This is a genomic window from Flavobacterium sp., assembly GCF_047602195.1.
Classification (GTDB): domain Bacteria; phylum Bacteroidota; class Bacteroidia; order Flavobacteriales; family Flavobacteriaceae; genus Flavobacterium.
Window position 1 is genome coordinate 207040 of sequence record NZ_JASGHW010000004.1, and the last position, 17730, is coordinate 224769.

14 protein-coding genes, 1 tRNA gene and 1 pseudogene are annotated in these 17730 nt (G+C 45.7%); 3 read left to right on the forward strand and 13 right to left on the reverse strand.

Features of this window, described 5'->3' with window-relative positions; genetic code table 11:
• Positions 1–9: 9 nt before the first annotated feature.
• The 3 genes from mnmG to QM717_RS07335 are packed head-to-tail and all read right to left on the reverse strand — an operon-like array spanning position 10 to position 5716.
• Positions 10–1881 carry a tRNA uridine-5-carboxymethylaminomethyl(34) synthesis enzyme MnmG gene (mnmG, locus tag QM717_RS07325; RefSeq protein ID WP_415036362.1) on the reverse strand — a complete coding sequence of 624 codons (1872 nt, stop codon included), beginning with the start codon at positions 1879–1881 and terminating at the stop codon, positions 10–12.
• 24 nt (positions 1882–1905) lie between these two features.
• Entirely contained in the window at positions 1906–2325 is a 420-nt protein-coding gene (gene ybeY / locus QM717_RS07330; protein ID WP_415036364.1) for an rRNA maturation RNase YbeY, read from the reverse strand.
• Positions 2318–5716: a DUF4175 family protein gene (locus QM717_RS07335; RefSeq protein ID WP_415036366.1), complete on the reverse strand. Its 3399-nt coding sequence runs from the start codon at positions 5714–5716 to the stop codon at positions 2318–2320. Before QM717_RS07335 ends, ybeY begins: the two co-directional genes overlap by 8 nt.
• A 192-nt stretch (positions 5717–5908) precedes the next feature.
• Here QM717_RS07335 and gltX point away from each other — a divergent pair, with 192 nt between their 5' ends.
• Positions 5909–7420: a glutamate--tRNA ligase gene (gene gltX, locus QM717_RS07340; RefSeq protein ID WP_415036368.1), complete on the forward strand. Its 1512-nt coding sequence runs from the start codon at positions 5909–5911 to the stop codon at positions 7418–7420.
• Between the two features lie 29 nt (positions 7421–7449).
• Here the strand turns inward: gltX and QM717_RS07345 are convergent, their stop codons facing one another.
• Together QM717_RS07345 and QM717_RS07350 are read right to left on the reverse strand one after the other, a co-directional pair.
• Complete coding sequence (locus QM717_RS07345) at positions 7450–8034, reverse strand: hypothetical protein (protein ID WP_415036370.1); 585 nt, start codon at positions 8032–8034, stop codon at positions 7450–7452.
• Between the two features lies 1 nt (position 8035).
• Complete coding sequence (locus QM717_RS07350; protein WP_415036372.1) at positions 8036–8689, reverse strand: outer membrane beta-barrel protein; 654 nt, start codon at positions 8687–8689, stop codon at positions 8036–8038.
• 76 nt (positions 8690–8765) lie between these two features.
• On the opposite strand from QM717_RS07350, the gene QM717_RS07355 reads away from it, so the two are divergent.
• On the forward strand, positions 8766–9749 hold the full coding sequence (locus tag QM717_RS07355; RefSeq protein WP_415036374.1) for an SPFH domain-containing protein: 984 nt from the start codon (positions 8766–8768) through the stop codon (positions 9747–9749).
• 101 nt (positions 9750–9850) lie between these two features.
• Here the strand turns inward: QM717_RS07355 and QM717_RS07360 are convergent, their stop codons facing one another.
• From QM717_RS07360 to QM717_RS07375, 4 genes are all read right to left on the reverse strand, one after another.
• A complete protein-coding gene (locus QM717_RS07360; protein ID WP_415036376.1) occupies positions 9851–10117 on the reverse strand; it encodes a DUF6327 family protein in 267 nt (88 codons plus the stop codon).
• A gap of 3 nt (positions 10118–10120) precedes the next feature.
• A complete protein-coding gene (locus tag QM717_RS07365; protein WP_415036378.1) occupies positions 10121–10471 on the reverse strand; it encodes a competence protein in 351 nt (116 codons plus the stop codon).
• Positions 10472–10801, reverse strand: coding sequence for a YtxH domain-containing protein (locus QM717_RS07370; RefSeq protein ID WP_415036380.1), 330 nt, complete (start codon positions 10799–10801; stop codon positions 10472–10474). It lies immediately after the preceding gene.
• Positions 10802–11100: 299 nt separating this feature from the next.
• Positions 11101–13152: a glutamine--tRNA ligase/YqeY domain fusion protein gene (locus QM717_RS07375; protein ID WP_415036382.1), complete on the reverse strand. Its 2052-nt coding sequence runs from the start codon at positions 13150–13152 to the stop codon at positions 11101–11103.
• 136 nt (positions 13153–13288) lie between these two features.
• On the opposite strand from QM717_RS07375, the pseudogene folB reads away from it, so the two are divergent.
• Positions 13289–13649, forward strand: a pseudogene (folB, locus tag QM717_RS07380) (dihydroneopterin aldolase).
• A 184-nt stretch (positions 13650–13833) separates the two neighbouring features.
• Here folB and QM717_RS07385 read toward each other — a convergent pair.
• The 4 genes from QM717_RS07385 to rnr all read right to left on the reverse strand — a co-directional run bounded on the left by QM717_RS07385 (position 13834) and on the right by rnr (position 17638).
• Positions 13834–13904: transfer RNA gene (locus QM717_RS07385), tRNA-Cys, on the reverse strand.
• Between the two features lie 112 nt (positions 13905–14016).
• A complete protein-coding gene (locus QM717_RS07390; protein WP_415036384.1) occupies positions 14017–14700 on the reverse strand; it encodes a LysE family translocator in 684 nt (227 codons plus the stop codon).
• Positions 14701–14763: 63 nt separating this feature from the next.
• On the reverse strand, positions 14764–15444 hold the full coding sequence (locus tag QM717_RS07395) for a head GIN domain-containing protein (RefSeq protein WP_415036386.1): 681 nt from the start codon (positions 15442–15444) through the stop codon (positions 14764–14766).
• A 10-nt stretch (positions 15445–15454) separates the two neighbouring features.
• Positions 15455–17638, reverse strand: coding sequence for a ribonuclease R (rnr, locus tag QM717_RS07400; protein WP_415036388.1), 2184 nt, complete (start codon positions 17636–17638; stop codon positions 15455–15457).
• Positions 17639–17730 lie beyond the last annotated feature (92 nt).

Here is a 17730-nt window from a genome sequence, read left to right on the forward strand (position 1 = left end):
CGTGGAACATCATCTTCCCATATGAATAAGCAATACCGAAATATCGCTGGGTGAAACGCCGCTGATGCGCGAAGCTTGCGAAATGGTCACCGGACGAATGCGGCTCAATTTCTGTTTGGCTTCAATCGACATCGATTTGATTTTTTCGTAATCGAAGAATTCCGGGATCTTGACGTCTTCCAGACGCGTGAGCTTGTCAGCGTTGTTTCGTTCCTTTTCGATGTAACCGGAATACTTGACTTGTATTTCGGCCTGTTCGATGATCTCCTGATCCAAGTCGTTCTGTTCGATGTATTCTTTTACTTTTTCGAATTTAAGAATGTCTTCGAGTTCAATTTGCGGACGCGAAAACACTTTGAACATTTTATCCGATTGTGAAATCGGTGCCGATTCTTTGGCTTCGAGAATCGGGTTGGTTTCGGCTACGGTCACGCTGGTCTCTTTAAAAAAGTTGACCATCTTTTCGGATTCGTTGAACTTGTGCTCCATTCGACGCAGACGTTTTTCAGACGCCAAACCGATCGCATGCGATTTGGGTGTCAATCTAAAATCGGCGTTGTCTTGACGCAATAAGGTTCTGTATTCGGCTCGCGAAGTAAACATGCGGTACGGTTCTTCGGTTCCTTTGGTAATCAAATCGTCGATCAAGACCCCGATGTAGGCTTCATCCCTTTTCAGGATGAGTGGTTCTTTTTCCTGTACTTTCAATGAAGCGTTGATTCCGGCCATCAAACCTTGGGAGGCGGCTTCTTCGTATCCGGTCGTTCCGTTGATTTGGCCTGCGAAATACAATCCTTCAACGAGTTTGGTTTCGAGCGTATGCTTGAGTTGTGTCGGCGGGAAATAATCATATTCGATGGCATAACCCGGACGGAAAAACTTGACGTTTTCAAACCCCACCACCGAACGCAACGCCTTGAATTGGACATCTTCGGGAAGCGAAGTCGAAAAGCCGTTGACGTATACTTCTACGGTATTCCAGCCTTCTGGCTCGACAAACAATTGGTGTCTTTCCTTATCGGCAAAACGGTTGATTTTGTCTTCGATTGATGGGCAATACCTCGGTCCTAAACTCTGAATTCTTCCATTGAACATCGGTGAACGGTCAAAGCCTTCGCGCAACAAATCGTGCACCAAAGGCGAAGTATAGGTCATGTGACAAGATTTCTGATAAATCAAAGGTTTGGTTTCATCCGAATAGGAAAACTTATCCGGTCGCACATCGCCTTTTTCCTCATTCATTTTGGAATAATCCAAAGAACGGCCATCAACCCGTGGCGGCGTCCCAGTCTTCATTCTTCCTGATTCAAAACCGGCGTTGACCAAATCTTCGGTGATGCCATAAGCGGCGCTTTCGCCTGCCCTGCCTCCACCGAATTGTTTCTCGCCGATGTGGATCAATCCATTGAGGAAAGTTCCATTGGTCAACACTACAGATTTGGCTTTGATCTCAACACCAAGCGAGGTTTTGATGCCTTTGATTTTGCCATTTTCGATAATGAGCCCACGCACCATCTCTTGATAGAAATCGAGGTTCGGGGTTTGTTCGAGCATCAAACGCCATTCCTCAGCGAAACGCATGCGGTCGCTTTGCACACGCGGTGACCACATCGCAGGCCCTTTGGATTTGTTGAGCATCTTGAACTGGATCGCGGTCTTATCGGACACAATTCCCGAATATCCCCCCAACGCATCAATCTCACGCACGATTTGCCCTTTGGCAATTCCGCCCATTGCGGGATTGCACGACATCTGGGCGATGTTCTGCAAACTCATCGTGACCAACAGTGTTTTGGAACCCATGTTGGCGGCAGCGGCGGCGGCTTCCGATCCTGCATGACCAGCACCGACTACGATTACATCATATATATCTTCAAACATACTCATTGTTCCACGTGAAACATTTTAATTTCCGGTTGGAAATAATTTCATTTTTTCATCTTCCTTTTGTCGCATCAGTATTTCATCAGCCTCCGATTTGTCTTTGTATCCGGCATAATGCAACACCCCATGTGACATCACTCGCAACAGTTCTTTCTCAAACGGAACCTTGAAGTCGGCCGCATTGTCCCTAACTCTTTCAATAGAAATAAAAATATCGCCTTGTAAGACAATTCCTTCAGAATAATCGAAACTGATGATGTCCGTTAACGTGTCATGGTCCAAATACTGGCGGTTGATTTCAATCAAATAATCATCGTCGCAGAAGATGTAATTGATCTCACCTTCCTGCTTCATTTCGCTTGCAATCACTTCGGAAATCCAGCGTGCATATAGCGATTCGTCCGCTAATTCAAAATCGGTTTCGTAATTGAAATTAATCATTGCCCTTAAAATATTCTTGAACCTTCTGGTTGAAATTGGAGCGCAAAGGTAAGCTTTGTCTATTTAAAATTTCAATCGAGTTCAAATAATCCTGCAGATTGGCCGGCAGCGCATTGGCCGGATTGGTGAATTCTTTCTTGTTGGTTTCGGCCTGGCGTTTCTTTTCTTCGCCTTGCAATTGCACCGCCTTGTCGAGTTTGAGCAATTCGTATTTGAGGTTGAGCGCCTTTTGCAGCGTCTCATTGTTGAATCCTTTGTTGAGCAATTGCTTTTCGATTTGCTTCATCTGGTCGAGTGCATTCTGGCCGTTTCCGCCGAGTCCCTTCTTCTCGAGTTCCTTTTGCAGGGATTCGCGCAATTGCTTTTGCTCCCTGTAGATTTCCATGATTGCACGGGCATCACCTTCGCCGTCTTCGCCGTTTTCACCATTCTCACCGCCTTGGCTGTTGCCTTGCCCGCTCTTGCCGTCCTTTCCGGATTTCCCCTTTTCACCTTCACCGGGTTTTTCGCCCTCACCGGGCTTTTTACCTTCGCCAGGCTTCTTTCCTTCTCCTGGCTTTTTACCCTTTTGCATGCCTTCCTTCATTTTCTCGCTGAGGCCCTCCTGCTTTTTGATGATATCCGGCAACTGCATCCCCGACCCTTGGCCCTGCCCAGGTTTAGGTTTGCCGCCTTGTCCTGCACCCGAGAGCGACATTTGCATGTTGTTGAGAATATCGCTGAGGAAATCGGCAAGTTTGTTGGCCGATGAAACCGTGTATTGCTGGTGCGAAACGCCTTTGGCGACGTTGGCTTCCACCAAATTCTCAAGCGATTTATCAATATTGTAATGCACATTCCCGATTTCCTTGGTCACATCCTCGGCGATTTTCGGGTTGCGCATCGACATGGCGAACAAGCTGTCGTCTACATGCTTGAACTGCAATTTGAGGTCTTGCTGCAATTTGAGGTTCTTGTTGAACGAAGGTGAACCGCGTTTGAGTCCACGGAACTGGCCCATCAAATCTTCCTGCGAAAATGAAAACGCAAGCAAATTATCGAGGATTTGTCGCAACATCTTGACATCTTCCTCGAGTTGTTCCATTTCGCCACCAGCCATACTGTCTGACATGCTCTGGCTCATTTCCTTCATTTTTTTGGAGGCACTTTTCTGTTTGGGTTTGGCTTTGTCCTTGCCGTCCTTGCCGTCCTTGCTGTCTTTCTTGAGCTCGTCCGACGCCTTCTTCAAATCCTCATCGATGCTCTTTTCCTTTTCGGCATCTTTCGGGATGTCCAAAGGCGATTTGAGTTCCTTGTTTTCTTTGTCGAGTTCTTTCAAATCTTCTTGGATCTTATCGAACTCTTTGTTGATTTCTTCCTGCTTGTCGGATTTGTTTTCCTTATCGTTTTCGGATAGTTTGTCTTGCTTTTCAGCCAATTTTTCGAGTTTGTCCGCTAGCTGTTCGGCCTTTTTCTCGACATAATATTTCTTGGTCAACTCGACCAATTGCTCGAGGTTCTTGATCTGGTTCTTGCTGTTCTGCTTGAACTTGTCGAGCTTGTCCATCAATTCCTCGTTCTTGATCTTGTCGTTGAGTTCCTTGAGTTCGTCGAGCAATTTCTGGTTTTTCTCTAGATCTTTCTCGGCATTTTCCAAACGCTTTTGCAGTTCTTCCTTGAATTCGTCTTTCTTCTCGCTTTGGAATTTGTCGAGGTTCTCCTCCATTTTCTTGGAGAATTCCTTCATCATCTCGTCCTGTTGCTTTTGGCGTTTGATGAAATCGTTGACTTTCTGTTGGTCCTTGAATTCGAGGTTGTCCTTCTCTTTTCCGGCTTTCTGGAGCTTATCGATTTCCGACAATTGCTTGTCCTGGTTTTTGAGCGACTTCTCCATACTGTTGATGTTCTCGCTTTGCTGCTGCAGTATCGCATCGGCTTTTTCCTCCTCGGTCAGGATGCGGTTGGAAAACACCGAAGATTTAGTGCTCTTGAAATTGTGGATCGCATCGTTATCGAAAATCTCGAAATAGTATTCATAATCGACGCCTTGCTCCACCGGCAATTGGCTCGGGAACGCAAATACAAATTGGTCGTAAACTTCCTTCTTCACATTGAGATTGCCGCGTTTGGCCGCTTCCGGTCTGCCTTTCGGATAATACACAATCTGCAGTTTAGACAAACCGTAATCATCCGAAACCTGGCCCAGGACGTATTGTTTCTGCACCTTCAAGCTGTCGGGTGCATTGTTGACATTGATCGTTGGGAATTGGTCCTTGATGACCGAAATCTGGTAGTTCAATTTCTCGTAATGCTCGACTTTGCTGTTCGAGGTCAGGATCTGGTAATCGGTGTTCTGGAAAATATTCTTGGACAGCGAAAAGTTATTTTCATTCTTCGAAAAAGCCACGTTCGACTGGCCGTCGTTCCATTCCACTTTTTGCGTGGCCAAGGTATTCATGCGCCAAACCACTTTGGTTCCTTCTGGGACAATCGCATTACCGGTGCCTTTGATGGTTTCCGATTTTTTGTTCAGATAACCCGGAAACTGCAACACCATCTCGAAATTGGCAATCGACGGAACGGCCACCACCGCGAGTTCGTATTCCTTAGAAGCGATATCGTTCGCTTCCAAATGAAACGTTACATTCGATACCGGTTTGGAAACCTTGAAACTGAATTCGCCCGGTTTGGCCGATTCCATGAAGTAACTTTCGTCGCCTATAAAAATCATCGCATTTTCAGGAACGACTTTGCCTTCGGATTTGACACGTACGATAAAATCCTTGTTCTGTTCGGTTTGCAAATTGTCGTTGAGCAAAACGAATTTAAACGGTGCCGGCGGCAGGAATTGCTCCTTGAAATGCACGACGCGGTTGAGGCTTTGCGAAATCACTTCGCTGTTCCCGGAAATATAGAAAAACGCAAAAAACAAAATCGGCAGCAAGGCCAGCGGCAAATATTTCTTGTTCTTCCCGAAATTGATCGCGTTGCCAAATGGAATCGGTTGCAGCGTATGCGCCTTCTGCTCGATCGATGCAATCAGTAATTCCGACTGGTTTTTGTCGTTGGACAATTGCAGGAAATTGGTCAGTTTGTCGCTGACTTCGGTAAAATGGTTGCCGATGATGTTCGATGCCTGCGTGTAATCGATGCCTTTCTGTAGCTTGAACAATTTGAACACCGGAAACAAGATGTAACGGAACAACAGGAACATTTCCACGGCGATAAACAACCAGAACAACATCGTCCGTCCTGTCGGTTTGAGCCACAGGAAATATTCCACGAAAAGCGTAAACAATAGGTAAATCAAGCCCAATCCGGTGAAGAAAATCACACCGCGAATCAGTTCGTTGGTGTAATACTTCCGGATAAAAGCCTCGAGCTTTTCGTAAATGGCGTTCGAAGTTTCCAAAATCGTCTTTTTATAACCGCTAAAAGTAGTAATTTATATGGATAAGAAAATGTTAAATGAAAATTAGAAAATGAGACAATTAGAAAATGAGACAATTAGAAAATGAGTCCGAACGCAAACAAACGGTCATTTTCTAATTGCTCATTTTCTAATTGACCAATTGCCCGTATCTTTGCCAAAAATTTAATCGAAATGTCAAAGCCAATCCGCGTGCGTTTTGCACCGAGTCCGACCGGACCGTTACACATCGGCGGTGTCAGAACCGCCCTGTTCAACTACCTTTTCGCCAAGAAACACGGCGGCGTTTTCTACCTGCGTGTAGAAGACACCGACCAGAATCGTTTTGTCCCGGGCGCCGAAGCCTACATCATGGAAGCGCTCGAATGGCTCGGCATTGCTCCCGATGAAACCGTCGGAAAGAACGAAAAATTCGGGCCTTACCGTCAGAGTGAAAGAAAAGAAATCTACCGCCAATACGCCGAACAGCTCGTCGCTTCGGGCCATGCGTATTATGCTTTTGATTCGGGCGAAAACCTCGATGCGATGCGCAAGGATCAGGAAGCCTTGGGCCAGACGTTCATTTACAACCATTCGGTTCGGGAAAACCTCGACAACTCGTTGACCAATTCGGCCGAGGATGTGGCCAAAAGAATCGCCAACGGTGAAGAACACGTGATCCGTTTCAAGACGCCGGTGGGCGAAACTTTGCATCTGCACGACATCATCCGCGGCGACATTAAATTTGAAACCAACCTATTGGACGACAAGGTATTGTTCAAGGGAGACGGCATGCCGACCTATCATTTGGCGAACATCGTCGACGATCATCTGATGGAAACCTCACATGTGATCCGTGGCGAAGAATGGTTGCCTTCGATGCCGTTGCACGTTTTGTTGTACCGCGCCTTTGGTTGGGATGCGCCAGAATTTGCGCATTTGCCGTTGATCCTCAAACCCATCGGAAACGGAAAGTTGTCCAAACGCGACGGCGACAAGATGGGATTCCCTGTCTTTCCGCTCGAATGGCAAACCGAGGAAGGCATTTCATCGGGTTACCGCGAAAAAGGATTTTTCCCAGAAGCGGTCGTCAATTTTCTTGCGCTATTGGGCTGGAACGACGGTACAGACAAGGAATTGTTTTCTTTGGAAGAACTCGCCGCTGCCTTCGATCTGAACCGCGTACACAAGGCCGGCGCTAAATTCGACCCCGACAAGAACAAATGGTTCAACCACCAGTATTTGATCCACAAGGACGATGCGGAATTGGCCCAAGCCTTTGCTCCGGTCATCGAATCGAAATCATTGAACCGCAGTTTTTCGTTGGCGGAAATCACGCGGATCGTTTCGCTTGTCAAGGACCGCGCGCATTTTGTTTCGGAATTTTGGGAACTCAGTGATTACTTCTTTGTCGCTCCGACAAGCTACGACGAAAAAGCGGCCAAGAACTGGAAAGAGGAAACGCCGGTTTTGATGAACCAATTGATTGAAGTGTTGGCCAATATCGAGGATTTCAATTCGCACGCCATCGAAACGATTGTAAAGGATTGGATGACGCAAAATGAGATTGGCATGGGCAAAGTCATGCAACCGTTCCGATTGAGCCTTGTGGGCGCTTTAAAAGGCCCGCATTTGTTCGATATCGCCGAAATCATCGGCAAGGACGAAACAATCTCGAGGATACAGAAAGCCACCGATACTTTATAAACAAAAAGCGCCCGAATCAGGCGCTTTTTTTATTGACATTTGACATAAGTCGGTGTATCGAGAAAAACCAGGATGGTGCGGTTTTTTGTTTCGCCGGACGGACTTTCGAAAGCCGACGCGCGTTCGATGAGTTTCGGGCAACCGGCAAAATGCTTTTTGATCAGCGGCAATACTGCTGCCCTTTCGGCCGATTTCTTGTCGGTGTTTTCATCGGTGAAAATCAATTCTTCGATAACCTTGTTCTGTTGGTCGAGCACCGCCACTTGGTAAAGATTATAGGTCGACTCGAATCCGCCGCGGCTCTTGATCCTTGTTCTTTTGCTGCTGGCCAAGGTCTTGCCTTCTGATTCGGCCACCACATAATAGCCTTTGGTTTTTCCGTCAATCACAAAAGTCTTGAAGATGAAATCGTCCCAAGTCGCCTGGTCGAAATTTTTAAACTTGATGTGTGCGGCTTTTTTGCTGTCCTTGAGGAAATACGTCAGCCTTTTGTTTCCAGGCTCTACATGGATGGTGCCTCCCGAAACATCGACCTTGCTCCCATCCTTTTTCTGGATGGTTTGGGCCGAAACCGTCAGGCCCAGCAGTGATACGAACAGCAGTAATTTTTTCATATTATAGATAAATAATCAGGTTTCCGGTAAGGATTCCGGCGTGGCCGTTGAATTTTTTGGTCACGACCACATCGTCCTGTTCATTGAGTTTGCCGAGCATATTGGTCAAACCGTAAGCGTATTGGATGTTCAAACGCAGGTGCTTCACCCCTGCCGTCAATCCGACCACCGGGTAAAAATTGAATTTCGAGATTTTGAGGATGTCGTCCGCCTGGTAAGTGGTCCCGTCGATGATGTTGGTGCGGTTGTCCTTGTCGTCGATCTTGAATTTGTCGTTGATCTGGAGCATCGGCCCGAACTCGGCACTCAAATGGTTTTCGATGAATTTGTAGCTCAGCATCAGTGAAACCTGTGCCGATGGCAGTTTGTACTCCACATCTTCCTTGATACCAAGCGTAGAGGTCGTCGGTACCGAAAACTTGTTCTCGCTGAACTGCATCGCATAGACCATGTCAAAATCGTTGTAGAAATTGCCGCGCACCGAGAGTCCGAGGTTCCATCCTATCTCTGGATTGACCGTAAAATTGTCGGTATTAAGGTTGAACTGGTTGATACCGACGCTGATCCCGATCCGGTTCGAATCGCGGTATTCATATTGCGCCGAGGCTGCAAGGGTAACAAACGCAAATAGCGCTGTTAAAAGGGTCTTTTTCATGTCGTTTGATTAGAAGGACAAACCTAAATTATTTTTCGTAATTTAACGGGAATTTTAAAACTTAATTGCAGCAGTTATGAACATTCCAACGATTATTTTATTTGTATTCGCCTTCTTTATTTTCCTTTCGTCCTTCTTTACGGTCAAGCAGCAAACCGCCGTGATCATTGAGCGTTTCGGGAAATTTTTGAGCGTACGCAATTCCGGACTTCAATTGAAAATCCCGATCATCGACCGCATTGCCGGTCGTGTCAGCCTCAAAATCCAACAGCTCGACGTGATCATCGAAACCAAAACCAAGGACAACGTATTCATTAAAATGAAGGTTTCGGTACAGTTCAAAGTCATCCAGGACAAGGTCTACGATGCATTTTACAAACTCGAATATCCGCACGACCAGATCACCGCCTATGTGTTTGATGTGGTGCGCGCCGAAGTCCCGAAACTCAAGCTTGACGATGTGTTTGAAAGAAAAGACGACATTGCCATTGCCGTCAAACGCGAACTCAACGAAGCCATGATGACCTATGGTTACGACATCATCAATACTTTGGTGACCGATATCGATCCCGATTTGCAGGTAAAAAATGCCATGAACCGCATCAACGCCGCCGACCGCGAAAAGACCGCCGCCGAATTCGAGGCCGAAAGTTCCCGCATCCGCATCGTCGCCAAAGCCAAGGCCGAAGCCGAAAGCAAGCGTTTACAAGGTCAGGGTATCGCCGACCAAAGACGTGAAATTGCGCGTGGTTTGGTGGAAAGTGTCGAGGTATTGAACAACGTCGGCATCAATTCGCAGGAAGCTTCTGCACTGATTGTCGTGACGCAGCATTACGATACGTTGCAGGCCATCGGTGCCGATACGAATTCGAATTTGATCCTGTTGCCGAATTCGCCACAGGCCGGAAGCGAAATGCTCAACAACATGGTCGCCTCCTTTGCCGCCTCGAACCAGGTCGGTGAAATGATGAAAAAGAATACGCCGCCCAAACCGATCAAAAAAGAATCGCGTTTCCGGGAAGCACCTGAAAATCCTGAAAATCCAGACATTACGGTATAATTTCTGCCGTATTCCAGTAAAAAATTTAGCCACAAATTACACCAATTTTCTCGAATTGATTTGCGAAATTGGTGTAATTCGTGGCTTTTTAATTGCTTATTTTATTGGCTTTTCTTTTTGGATAACCACCCCATAATCATAGGAATAGCCATATTTAAAATGCTGCCGTAGGAATTCTGCAGCACCTCTTTCCACGAAAACGACGGCAAACTCGTCAGGAAATTACGCACCATGTTCTGTGGCGTAAAGCTGTCTTTGGTGTGCTGGATGTGCATCAATAGCTTTTGGTATTCGATTTCCTTCTCAAGCTTAAGAATCTCTAGATCGCGGTCGATTTCGGCGTAGGACGAGTATTTTTTCTTTTGCATGGCTTAATCGTTAAAGAAGATTTCGGAGAATTTTTCAAGGATTGGGCCTTCGACGATCTTGTCCTTGATCAAGAACAAAAGGGCCGTAAAAACCACATAAATCCCAGCGACAATCAGGAATCCGTAGGTATAACTGCCTAACGCATTGCCGATTGCAAATGCCGCCGCGATCGAACCGAACAGCAAAACCATCGACACACACAGTAAAATCAAGGTGAATTTGAGGATCATCACGGTCGATTTCATCGCAACCTTGAACCCCCACAATTTGTAATACGCGAGGTTGCTGTCGATGAATTTCTGCGTCTGTTCCTGCAGCGAATCGGCGGTTTCTTTAAAGTCTTCGAAAGCCATTTATTTTTGGAATTTGGCGTTTTGGGCTTTGAGCTCGGCCAGTTTCTGTTCAAGGAACGTGATGGCATCCTCAGCTTTGTGGCTCAGTTGCGACAGCAATTCCTCGTAGCTGTCCTCTACATTGTGCTTGGTGTCGGCATATTTGCCTTCGAACTTGTTTTTGGTTTCGTTGAATTTGTCCATCGCCTTGTTTTTGGCTTCATCGATTCCATCTTTGATTTTGGCTCTCGTTTTCGAACCTTTGTCCGGTGCGAATAAAATTCCGGCTGCCGCTCCAAGAGCAACCCCGGCCAAAATGGCAACCATTGTATTTCCGTTATTCTGTGACATGATTTTAAATTTTGAAGTTGTAATTTTAAAGATAACCACAATTTTAACATTTGCTTGTTAACGACAGGTTAAATTGGGCTTGGGAAATCCAAAACTTAAAATAAGCCGTTTCCTTGAACGGAAAACAACCGAAAAGCGCAATCGGGTTGGCGATTTTTGTTTCGCTGTTAGAATCGATTTATGGAAGTCAATTTTTACAGTTAAAATCGATGATTTATAAATTTTAATAGAATTTATAAATCATAAAAAAGTCCGTCGGTGTCGACGGACTTCAATTGATAAAAACTATACTTAAAATCTTAGGCGATTTTTGAAATCTCGTTTTCGAATTTCGAAAAGTTGGCCGAATCGTTTTTGAGATTTTGGACAACTTCCTTTCGGACGAATTCGGATTCGCTTCGAAGTGACATTGCATACAATTTTTCCAAAACCTCGGCATCGACATCCGAAAATTTGATTTTATCGGAATATTTCAAGATCCAGTTCGAAAACAAAAGTGACGCTTTGTTGTTGTTTACATTTTTACGGATGGAATTCTGCAACAAAGAAAAATTCGAAACCGATTGGAGGTTTTCGGCGATTGCTTTTTCAACCGAATTTCGTTCTTCCTCGGTCGAAACCTTGAAATATTTGTTGATTTCCTTGAGTGAATTGTTGATCGCGTTCTCCTCTTTCTTGCCTTTTTCTTCCCAGGCATCCTTGAGTCCTACGGTTTTATTGAACACCAATTTATTATCGGTAGCATCCTTATCCACAGTAAAATAGCCCAAACGTTGGAACTGGAATTTGTCCTCGTTTTGAGCCGTTTTCAAGCTCGGCTCGACATATCCGGTCACGATTTTGAGCGAATCCGGATTGACAAATTCGAGGAAATCCTTTTCCTTGTGCGTATCGGGCGCTTCATCGGTAAACAAACGGTCGTACAGCCGAACTTCGGCTTCCAAAGCGTGCGCGATCGAAACCCAATGCAGGGTTCCCGAAACTTTTCTGAGGCTCGCTTCGGTACCGCTGCCACTCAAACTATCGGTATCGTAGGTTGCATGGATTTCGGTGATGTTTCCATTCGAATCCTTGACAACCGATTCACCCTTAATGATATACGCATTTTTGAGACGCACTTCTTTACCGATGCTGAGGCGGAAAAACTTCGCCGGTGCTTCTTCCAAAAAGTCTTCCCTTTCGATGTAAATCTCACGCGAAAAAGGTACTTTTCTAAACCCGGCCGATTCGTCTTCCTGGTTGTTTTCGGCATCGAGCCATTCTTCTTTTCCTTCCGGATAATTCGTAATGACGAGTTTCACCGGATCGAGAACGGCCATCACACGAGGCGCCGTTTTATTCAAATCTTCACGGATGCAGAACTCCAACACCGATACATCGATCAGGTTGTCGCGCTTGGCAATGCCAATCGTATTGGCGAAATTTCGCAAGGAAGCCGGCGTATAACCGCGTCTGCGAAGCCCCGAAATCGTTGACATTCTTGGGTCGTCCCAACCGTTTACATAGTTATCCTGAACGAGTTTGAGCAACTTTCTTTTGCTCACCACGGTATGCGATAGATTCCTTCTGGCAAATTCGCGCTGTTTCGGACGTACCTTGTTTTCATCATACACCTGATCCAAAAACCAGTCGTACAATTCGCGGTGCGGCAGGAATTCGAGCGTGCAGAACGAGTGTGAAATCTGCTCCAGATAATCGCTTTCGCCATGCGCCCAATCGTACATCGGATAGATGCACCAATCGTCACCGGTGCGGTGGTGGTGTTTGTGCAAGATGCGGTACATGATCGGGTCACGCATGAGCATATTGGTCGATTTCATGTCGATCTTGGCGCGCAAGATATGCGTTCCTTCTTCGAATTCGCCGTTTTTCATGCGTTCGAAAAGGTCAAGGTTCTCCTCTACCGAACGGTTTCTGTACGGACTGTCAACGCCCGGAGTCGTTGGCGTGCCTTTCTGTTCGGCCATTGCTTCCGAAGTTTGACTGTCAACATACGCCTTGCCTTTCTTGATGAATTCTACCGTCCAGTCGTACAATTGCTGGAAATAATCCGAAGCGTACAATTCCTTGTCCCATTGGTAGCCGAGCCATTGCACATCGCGTTTGATGGAATCGACAAATTCCTGTTCTTCCTTGGCCGGGTTCGTATCGTCAAAACGCAGGTTGACCGGCGCTTGGTAATCGATCCCGAGTCCAAAATTCAACGCAATCGCGCTCGCGTGCCCAATATGCAGATAGCCGTTGGGTTCGGGCGGAAAACGAAAACGCAACTTGTTATTGGGCAAGCCGTTTTTGAGATCTTCTTCGATGATTTGCTCGATGAAATTGAGCGATTTCTCTTCGGTGGACATAATTCAAATTTTGAAGGGCAAAGTTAAGATTTTTGTTGTTCAATCGGTTAATCGTGTATTTGTTTAATCGATAGACCGCTAAAAAAATGCTACTTTTGAACGATTAAACGGTTAAACGAATCCACTATTAAACATTATGGGAAACATCAAACTCAAAAATATCCGCACTTTTTCGTACCATGGCTGTCTGGTGGAAGAAAGTAAAATCGGTTCAGAATATTCGGTAGACCTCGAGATCAAGACCGATTTGCGCAAGTCTTCGCTTTCAGATGAACTCGCCGATACGGTCGATTATGTGCTGCTTAACCGTATTGTGGTCGAAGAAATGGCCATTCGTTCCAAATTGATCGAACACGTCGCGCACCGCATTTTGCTGCGCATTTTCAACGAAATTCCCGAAGTTTCTAGAATCAACATTGCGGTTTTCGAAGATCAATCCCCCGATTGGCGGTGATGTTGAGGCCGTTACGATCGAGATGGAGGAATACCGGACTTAGAAGACTGCTTCGCTGTTAGAACAAAGAGCAAAGACCGCTACGCTGCAAGAAGAAAGACAAAAAAATTATAAATAAAAAAAACTGGAATAATCCAGACTTTTCGAGGCATCGACCGCTTCTTTTTAATCAATTTTTCTTAAAAATTATAAATAAAAAAGTCCGGAATGTTCCGGACTTTTTGTTGAGGCATCGAGCGGATTCGAACCGCTGTAGGAGCTTTTGCAGAGCCCAGCCTAGCCACTCGGCCACGACGCCATTATTGTATTGGACGGCAAATCTAAATAATTTATTTGGAATTTGGAATTATAAACCTTGATTTTATTGATATTTTACCTATTCAGGTTTTATCTTTTTTACTATCAGTAAATTATTGTTGTTCTTCCAACTTATCCAACGCCTTATCCATAATTTTTCGCTCCTGTGGAAACCAACCCTGGGACAGTAAAAACACACCCGAGATGATCAAAATCACACTGATGACTTTTTTGATCATCAGGATGTTGTTCGGATTCAATTTACTGCGCAATTGCTTGGCCAACAAAATCTTGAAGATATCGGTGATGAAATAACTCAAAATCACTGTCGTGAAAAAAGTCAACATCCTGGTCGGGTTCAATTGCAATTTCGGACCGATCGTAATCAGGATCGCGAGCCAAAAACCCAGTACGCCGATGTTGATGAAATTGAGGAAAAATCCCTTAATGAACAAATTGAAATAATTCGTCTTGGCCAATTCTGCCGGGTCTTCGGGATCGATGTTTTTCTTGGCTTTCTTGTTTTTGACAAATGAAATGATGCCATAGGTCAACATCACCAAGCCGCCAAAAACAAACAACGCCGGATCGTCCTTGATGCTCTCAATGAGGCGATAACTCGAAAAATAAGCAATCAGAATGAAGATAATATCGGCCAAAACCACACCCAAATCAAACACAGCCGCAGCCCGAAATCCTTTAACGACGCTGGTTTCCAACAGTACAAAAAAAACAGGCCCAATCATAAAGCTGAGAAAGAACCCGAGTGGAATCGCCGTTAAAATATCTTCAATCATCAAGTGCCTGAAATGGTTTTAACAAATATAGCTCAAAATTTAAAACGGCAAACCCTTTTCAAACTATTCGCGAATTTCCTGAATTTTTCCGCCTAAAGTCGTTTTGCGTTTGACTTCTTTTGGGTTGCCGTGGATGACGATTTTACCCCCGGCAGTCACACGGGCATCGGCCAATTGAGAGGCACGGATTTCAGCCTCGCCGCCCGCCTTGACATCGACTTTGGTGTTTTGGGTCTTGAGTTCCTTGGCCTCGAGAATACCGCCGGCGCCCAATGAAACATCCTGGTTATCGGCAGTTCCGGACAGTTTTACTTTTCCTCCGGTTGCTGCACGTACTTCGATATTATCCACATCGAGTTTGATTTTGACACCGGCGCCTTCCTGTGCCGAGGCATACATCGAAGCTTGTTTGAATGCCTTGTCGCAACCGATGAACGAACCTTCGTTGGCATCGATATGGGTCAGGGTCTTGAAGAAAACCTTGGCTTCGATTTCCTCGCCATCGAGCAGTTTGCCGGTGCGCATCCTGATCTTGAGCTCGCCATTTTTGTTGATGACTTCGACTTCGTCCTTGCGGCTTCCGGTGATTTCGATGCGTTGTTCATTGGAAGGAATCAATTCAACGGTAATCTGGTCGAAAGATTTGATTTTGGTGAATTCGCCCACGTCTTTCTTGACTTGGGCATTGAGGATTGGCGCTGCCAAAAGCAGTGCGGTGATTGCGATTTTTTTGATTGTTTTCATGGTATGCGTATTAATTTTCATTTCTGCGGATAAAGTGGAAATCGAGTTGTTTCTTGACCAGATCGGCATTCTTGACCTTGACGATGACCTCGTCGCCGAGCTGCAATAAATTGTGCGTCACGGCGCCCACAAGCGCGTATTGTTTCTCGTCAAACGTGTAATAATCGTCGCGGATTTCGCGGATTCGGCACATGCCTTCGCATTTGTTCTCGACAATCTCGACATAAATACCCCATTCGGTCACGCCCGAAATCACACCCAGGAATTCCTGGTCCTGGTGGTCCTGCATGTACTTGACCTGCATGTATTTGATCGAATCGCGTTCGGCGTTGGTCGCTAAATTTTCCATGTTCGAACTGTGCACGCATTTTTCCTCGTATTCTTCCTCGCTGACCGATTTGCCGCCGTCAAGGTAATACTGCAACAATCGGTGCACCATCACATCGGGATAACGACGGATCGGGGAGGTGAAATGCGAATAGTAATCGAATGCGAGTCCATAATGCCCGATGTTTTCGGTCGAATATTTGGCCTTGCTCATCGTACGGATCGTGAGCGTATCGACCAGGTTTTGCTCTTTCTTGCCGTTGACGTTGTCGAGCAATTGGTTCAGTGAATTCGATATCGATTTCTTGGTCTTGAAGTTGATGCTGTAGCCGAACTTCGAAATCACGCCCTGCAGCGCCATCAATTTCGATTCATCGGGCTCATCGTGGATGCGGTACACAAAGGTTTTCTTTTGCTTGCCGATGTATTCGGCGACCTTTCGGTTGGCCAACAGCATGAATTCCTCGATCAGGTGGTTGGCGTCTTTCGAAACCTTGAAATACACGCCTTCGGGTTCACCCGCCTCATTGAGGTTGAATTTGACCTCGACCTTGTCGAATGAAATCGCGCCGTGGTGCATGCGTTTTTCCCTCAAAATCTTGGCGAGTTTGTCGAGTTTCAACGTCGCTTCGACAATTTCTGCGGGTACTTTATAATCCTGTCCGGTCAATGAAATATCAGCCGGGATGACATCGCCTTTGGTTTCAATAATATGCTGCGCTTCTTCGTACGCAAAACGTTGGTCCGAATAGATTACGGTCCTTCCGAACCATTGGTTGGTGACCTGCGCGGTTTCGGTAATCTCGAAAATCGCTGAAAAGGTATATTTTTCCTCATGCGGTCGCAGGGAGCACGCAAAATTTGACAGTACTTCGGGCAACATCGGTACGACGCGGTCCACGAGATAAACCGAAGTGCCGCGTTGATAGGCTTCGTCGTCCAAAACCGTTCCTTCCTTGAGATAATACGACACATCGGCGATATGGATCCCGATTTCGTAATTGCCGTTTTCGAGTTTTTTGAACGACAACGCATCGTCGAAATCTTTGGCATCTTTCGGATCGATCGTGAACGTCAAAGTGTCGCGCATGTCGCGTCGGTTGGCAATTTCGCTTGCCTGAATCGAAGTGTCGAGCTTTTGTGCGTAGGCTTCGACCTCAATCGGGAAATCGTAAGGCAGACCGTATTCGGCCAGGATCGCATGGATTTCGGTATCGTGCTCGCCTGGTTTCCCAAGTACTTTAATTACCGAACCAAAAGGCGAATCGGCTTTCTTGGGCCAATCTTCGATTTTTACGACGACCACATCGCCGTTCTGTGCTTCACCAATCTTGTCTTTCGGGACAAAAATATCGGTGTACATTTTGGCATTGGCCGTAGATACGAAAGCAAAATTTTTCTGGATGTCGATCACGCCGACGAATTCGGCTTTCTTGCGTTCGAGCACTTCGATGACTTCACCTTCGGGGCGTTTGCCTTTGCGTCGGTTGTAGACGTAGACCTTAACGATATCTCCATCGAGTGCGCGGTTCAGGTTGTTGTTCGGGATGAACACATCTTCCTCGAAATCGGGACAGATGAAATAGGCCGTCTTGCGCGAGGTCATGTCGATCGTGCCTTCGTAATAATCCTGGCTGATGGCCTTGATCAGGTATTTGCCGGGTTCGGTTTCGATGATTTTCTTTTGCGAAGCGAGAATCTTTAAATCCTTGATGATCTCGTTGCGGCTTTTGGTGTCGTCTACTTCAAGAATGGCCGCTATTTGTTTGTAGTTGAATCCTTTATTGGCATTCCTGGAAAGTATCTTTATGATTTTGGATGAGAAATCTTTGTCTTTTTTTCCCATCTTTTTGAATTTCTTACTCATTGTCTGTTCTTAAAGTTTGAAAATTACGAAAACAAACAAGATTGAGGAAATAAGTTTTAACATTTATAAAAATTATAACTTTACCAAAACGA

Excerpts from the sequence above, each read along its gene's own strand:
- mnmG (WP_415036362.1), bottom strand. The coding sequence starts at position 1,881 with ATGTTTGAAGATATATATGATGTAATCGTAGTCGGTGCTGGTCATGCA.
- ybeY (WP_415036364.1), bottom strand. The coding sequence starts at position 2,325 with ATGATTAATTTCAATTACGAAACCGATTTTGAATTAGCGGACGAATCG.
- gltX (WP_415036368.1), top strand. The coding sequence starts at position 5,909 with ATGTCAAAGCCAATCCGCGTGCGTTTTGCACCGAGTCCGACCGGACCG.
- QM717_RS07345 (WP_415036370.1), bottom strand. The coding sequence starts at position 8,034 with ATGAAAAAATTACTGCTGTTCGTATCACTGCTGGGCCTGACGGTTTCG.
- QM717_RS07350 (WP_415036372.1), bottom strand. The coding sequence starts at position 8,689 with ATGAAAAAGACCCTTTTAACAGCGCTATTTGCGTTTGTTACCCTTGCA.
- QM717_RS07355 (WP_415036374.1), top strand. The coding sequence starts at position 8,766 with ATGAACATTCCAACGATTATTTTATTTGTATTCGCCTTCTTTATTTTC.
- QM717_RS07360 (WP_415036376.1), bottom strand. The coding sequence starts at position 10,117 with ATGCAAAAGAAAAAATACTCGTCCTACGCCGAAATCGACCGCGATCTA.
- QM717_RS07365 (WP_415036378.1), bottom strand. The coding sequence starts at position 10,471 with ATGGCTTTCGAAGACTTTAAAGAAACCGCCGATTCGCTGCAGGAACAG.
- QM717_RS07370 (WP_415036380.1), bottom strand. The coding sequence starts at position 10,801 with ATGTCACAGAATAACGGAAATACAATGGTTGCCATTTTGGCCGGGGTT.
- QM717_RS07375 (WP_415036382.1), bottom strand. The coding sequence starts at position 13,152 with ATGTCCACCGAAGAGAAATCGCTCAATTTCATCGAGCAAATCATCGAA.
- QM717_RS07390 (WP_415036384.1), bottom strand. The coding sequence starts at position 14,700 with ATGATTGAAGATATTTTAACGGCGATTCCACTCGGGTTCTTTCTCAGC.
- QM717_RS07395 (WP_415036386.1), bottom strand. The coding sequence starts at position 15,444 with ATGAAAACAATCAAAAAAATCGCAATCACCGCACTGCTTTTGGCAGCG.
- rnr (WP_415036388.1), bottom strand. The coding sequence starts at position 17,638 with ATGAGTAAGAAATTCAAAAAGATGGGAAAAAAAGACAAAGATTTCTCA.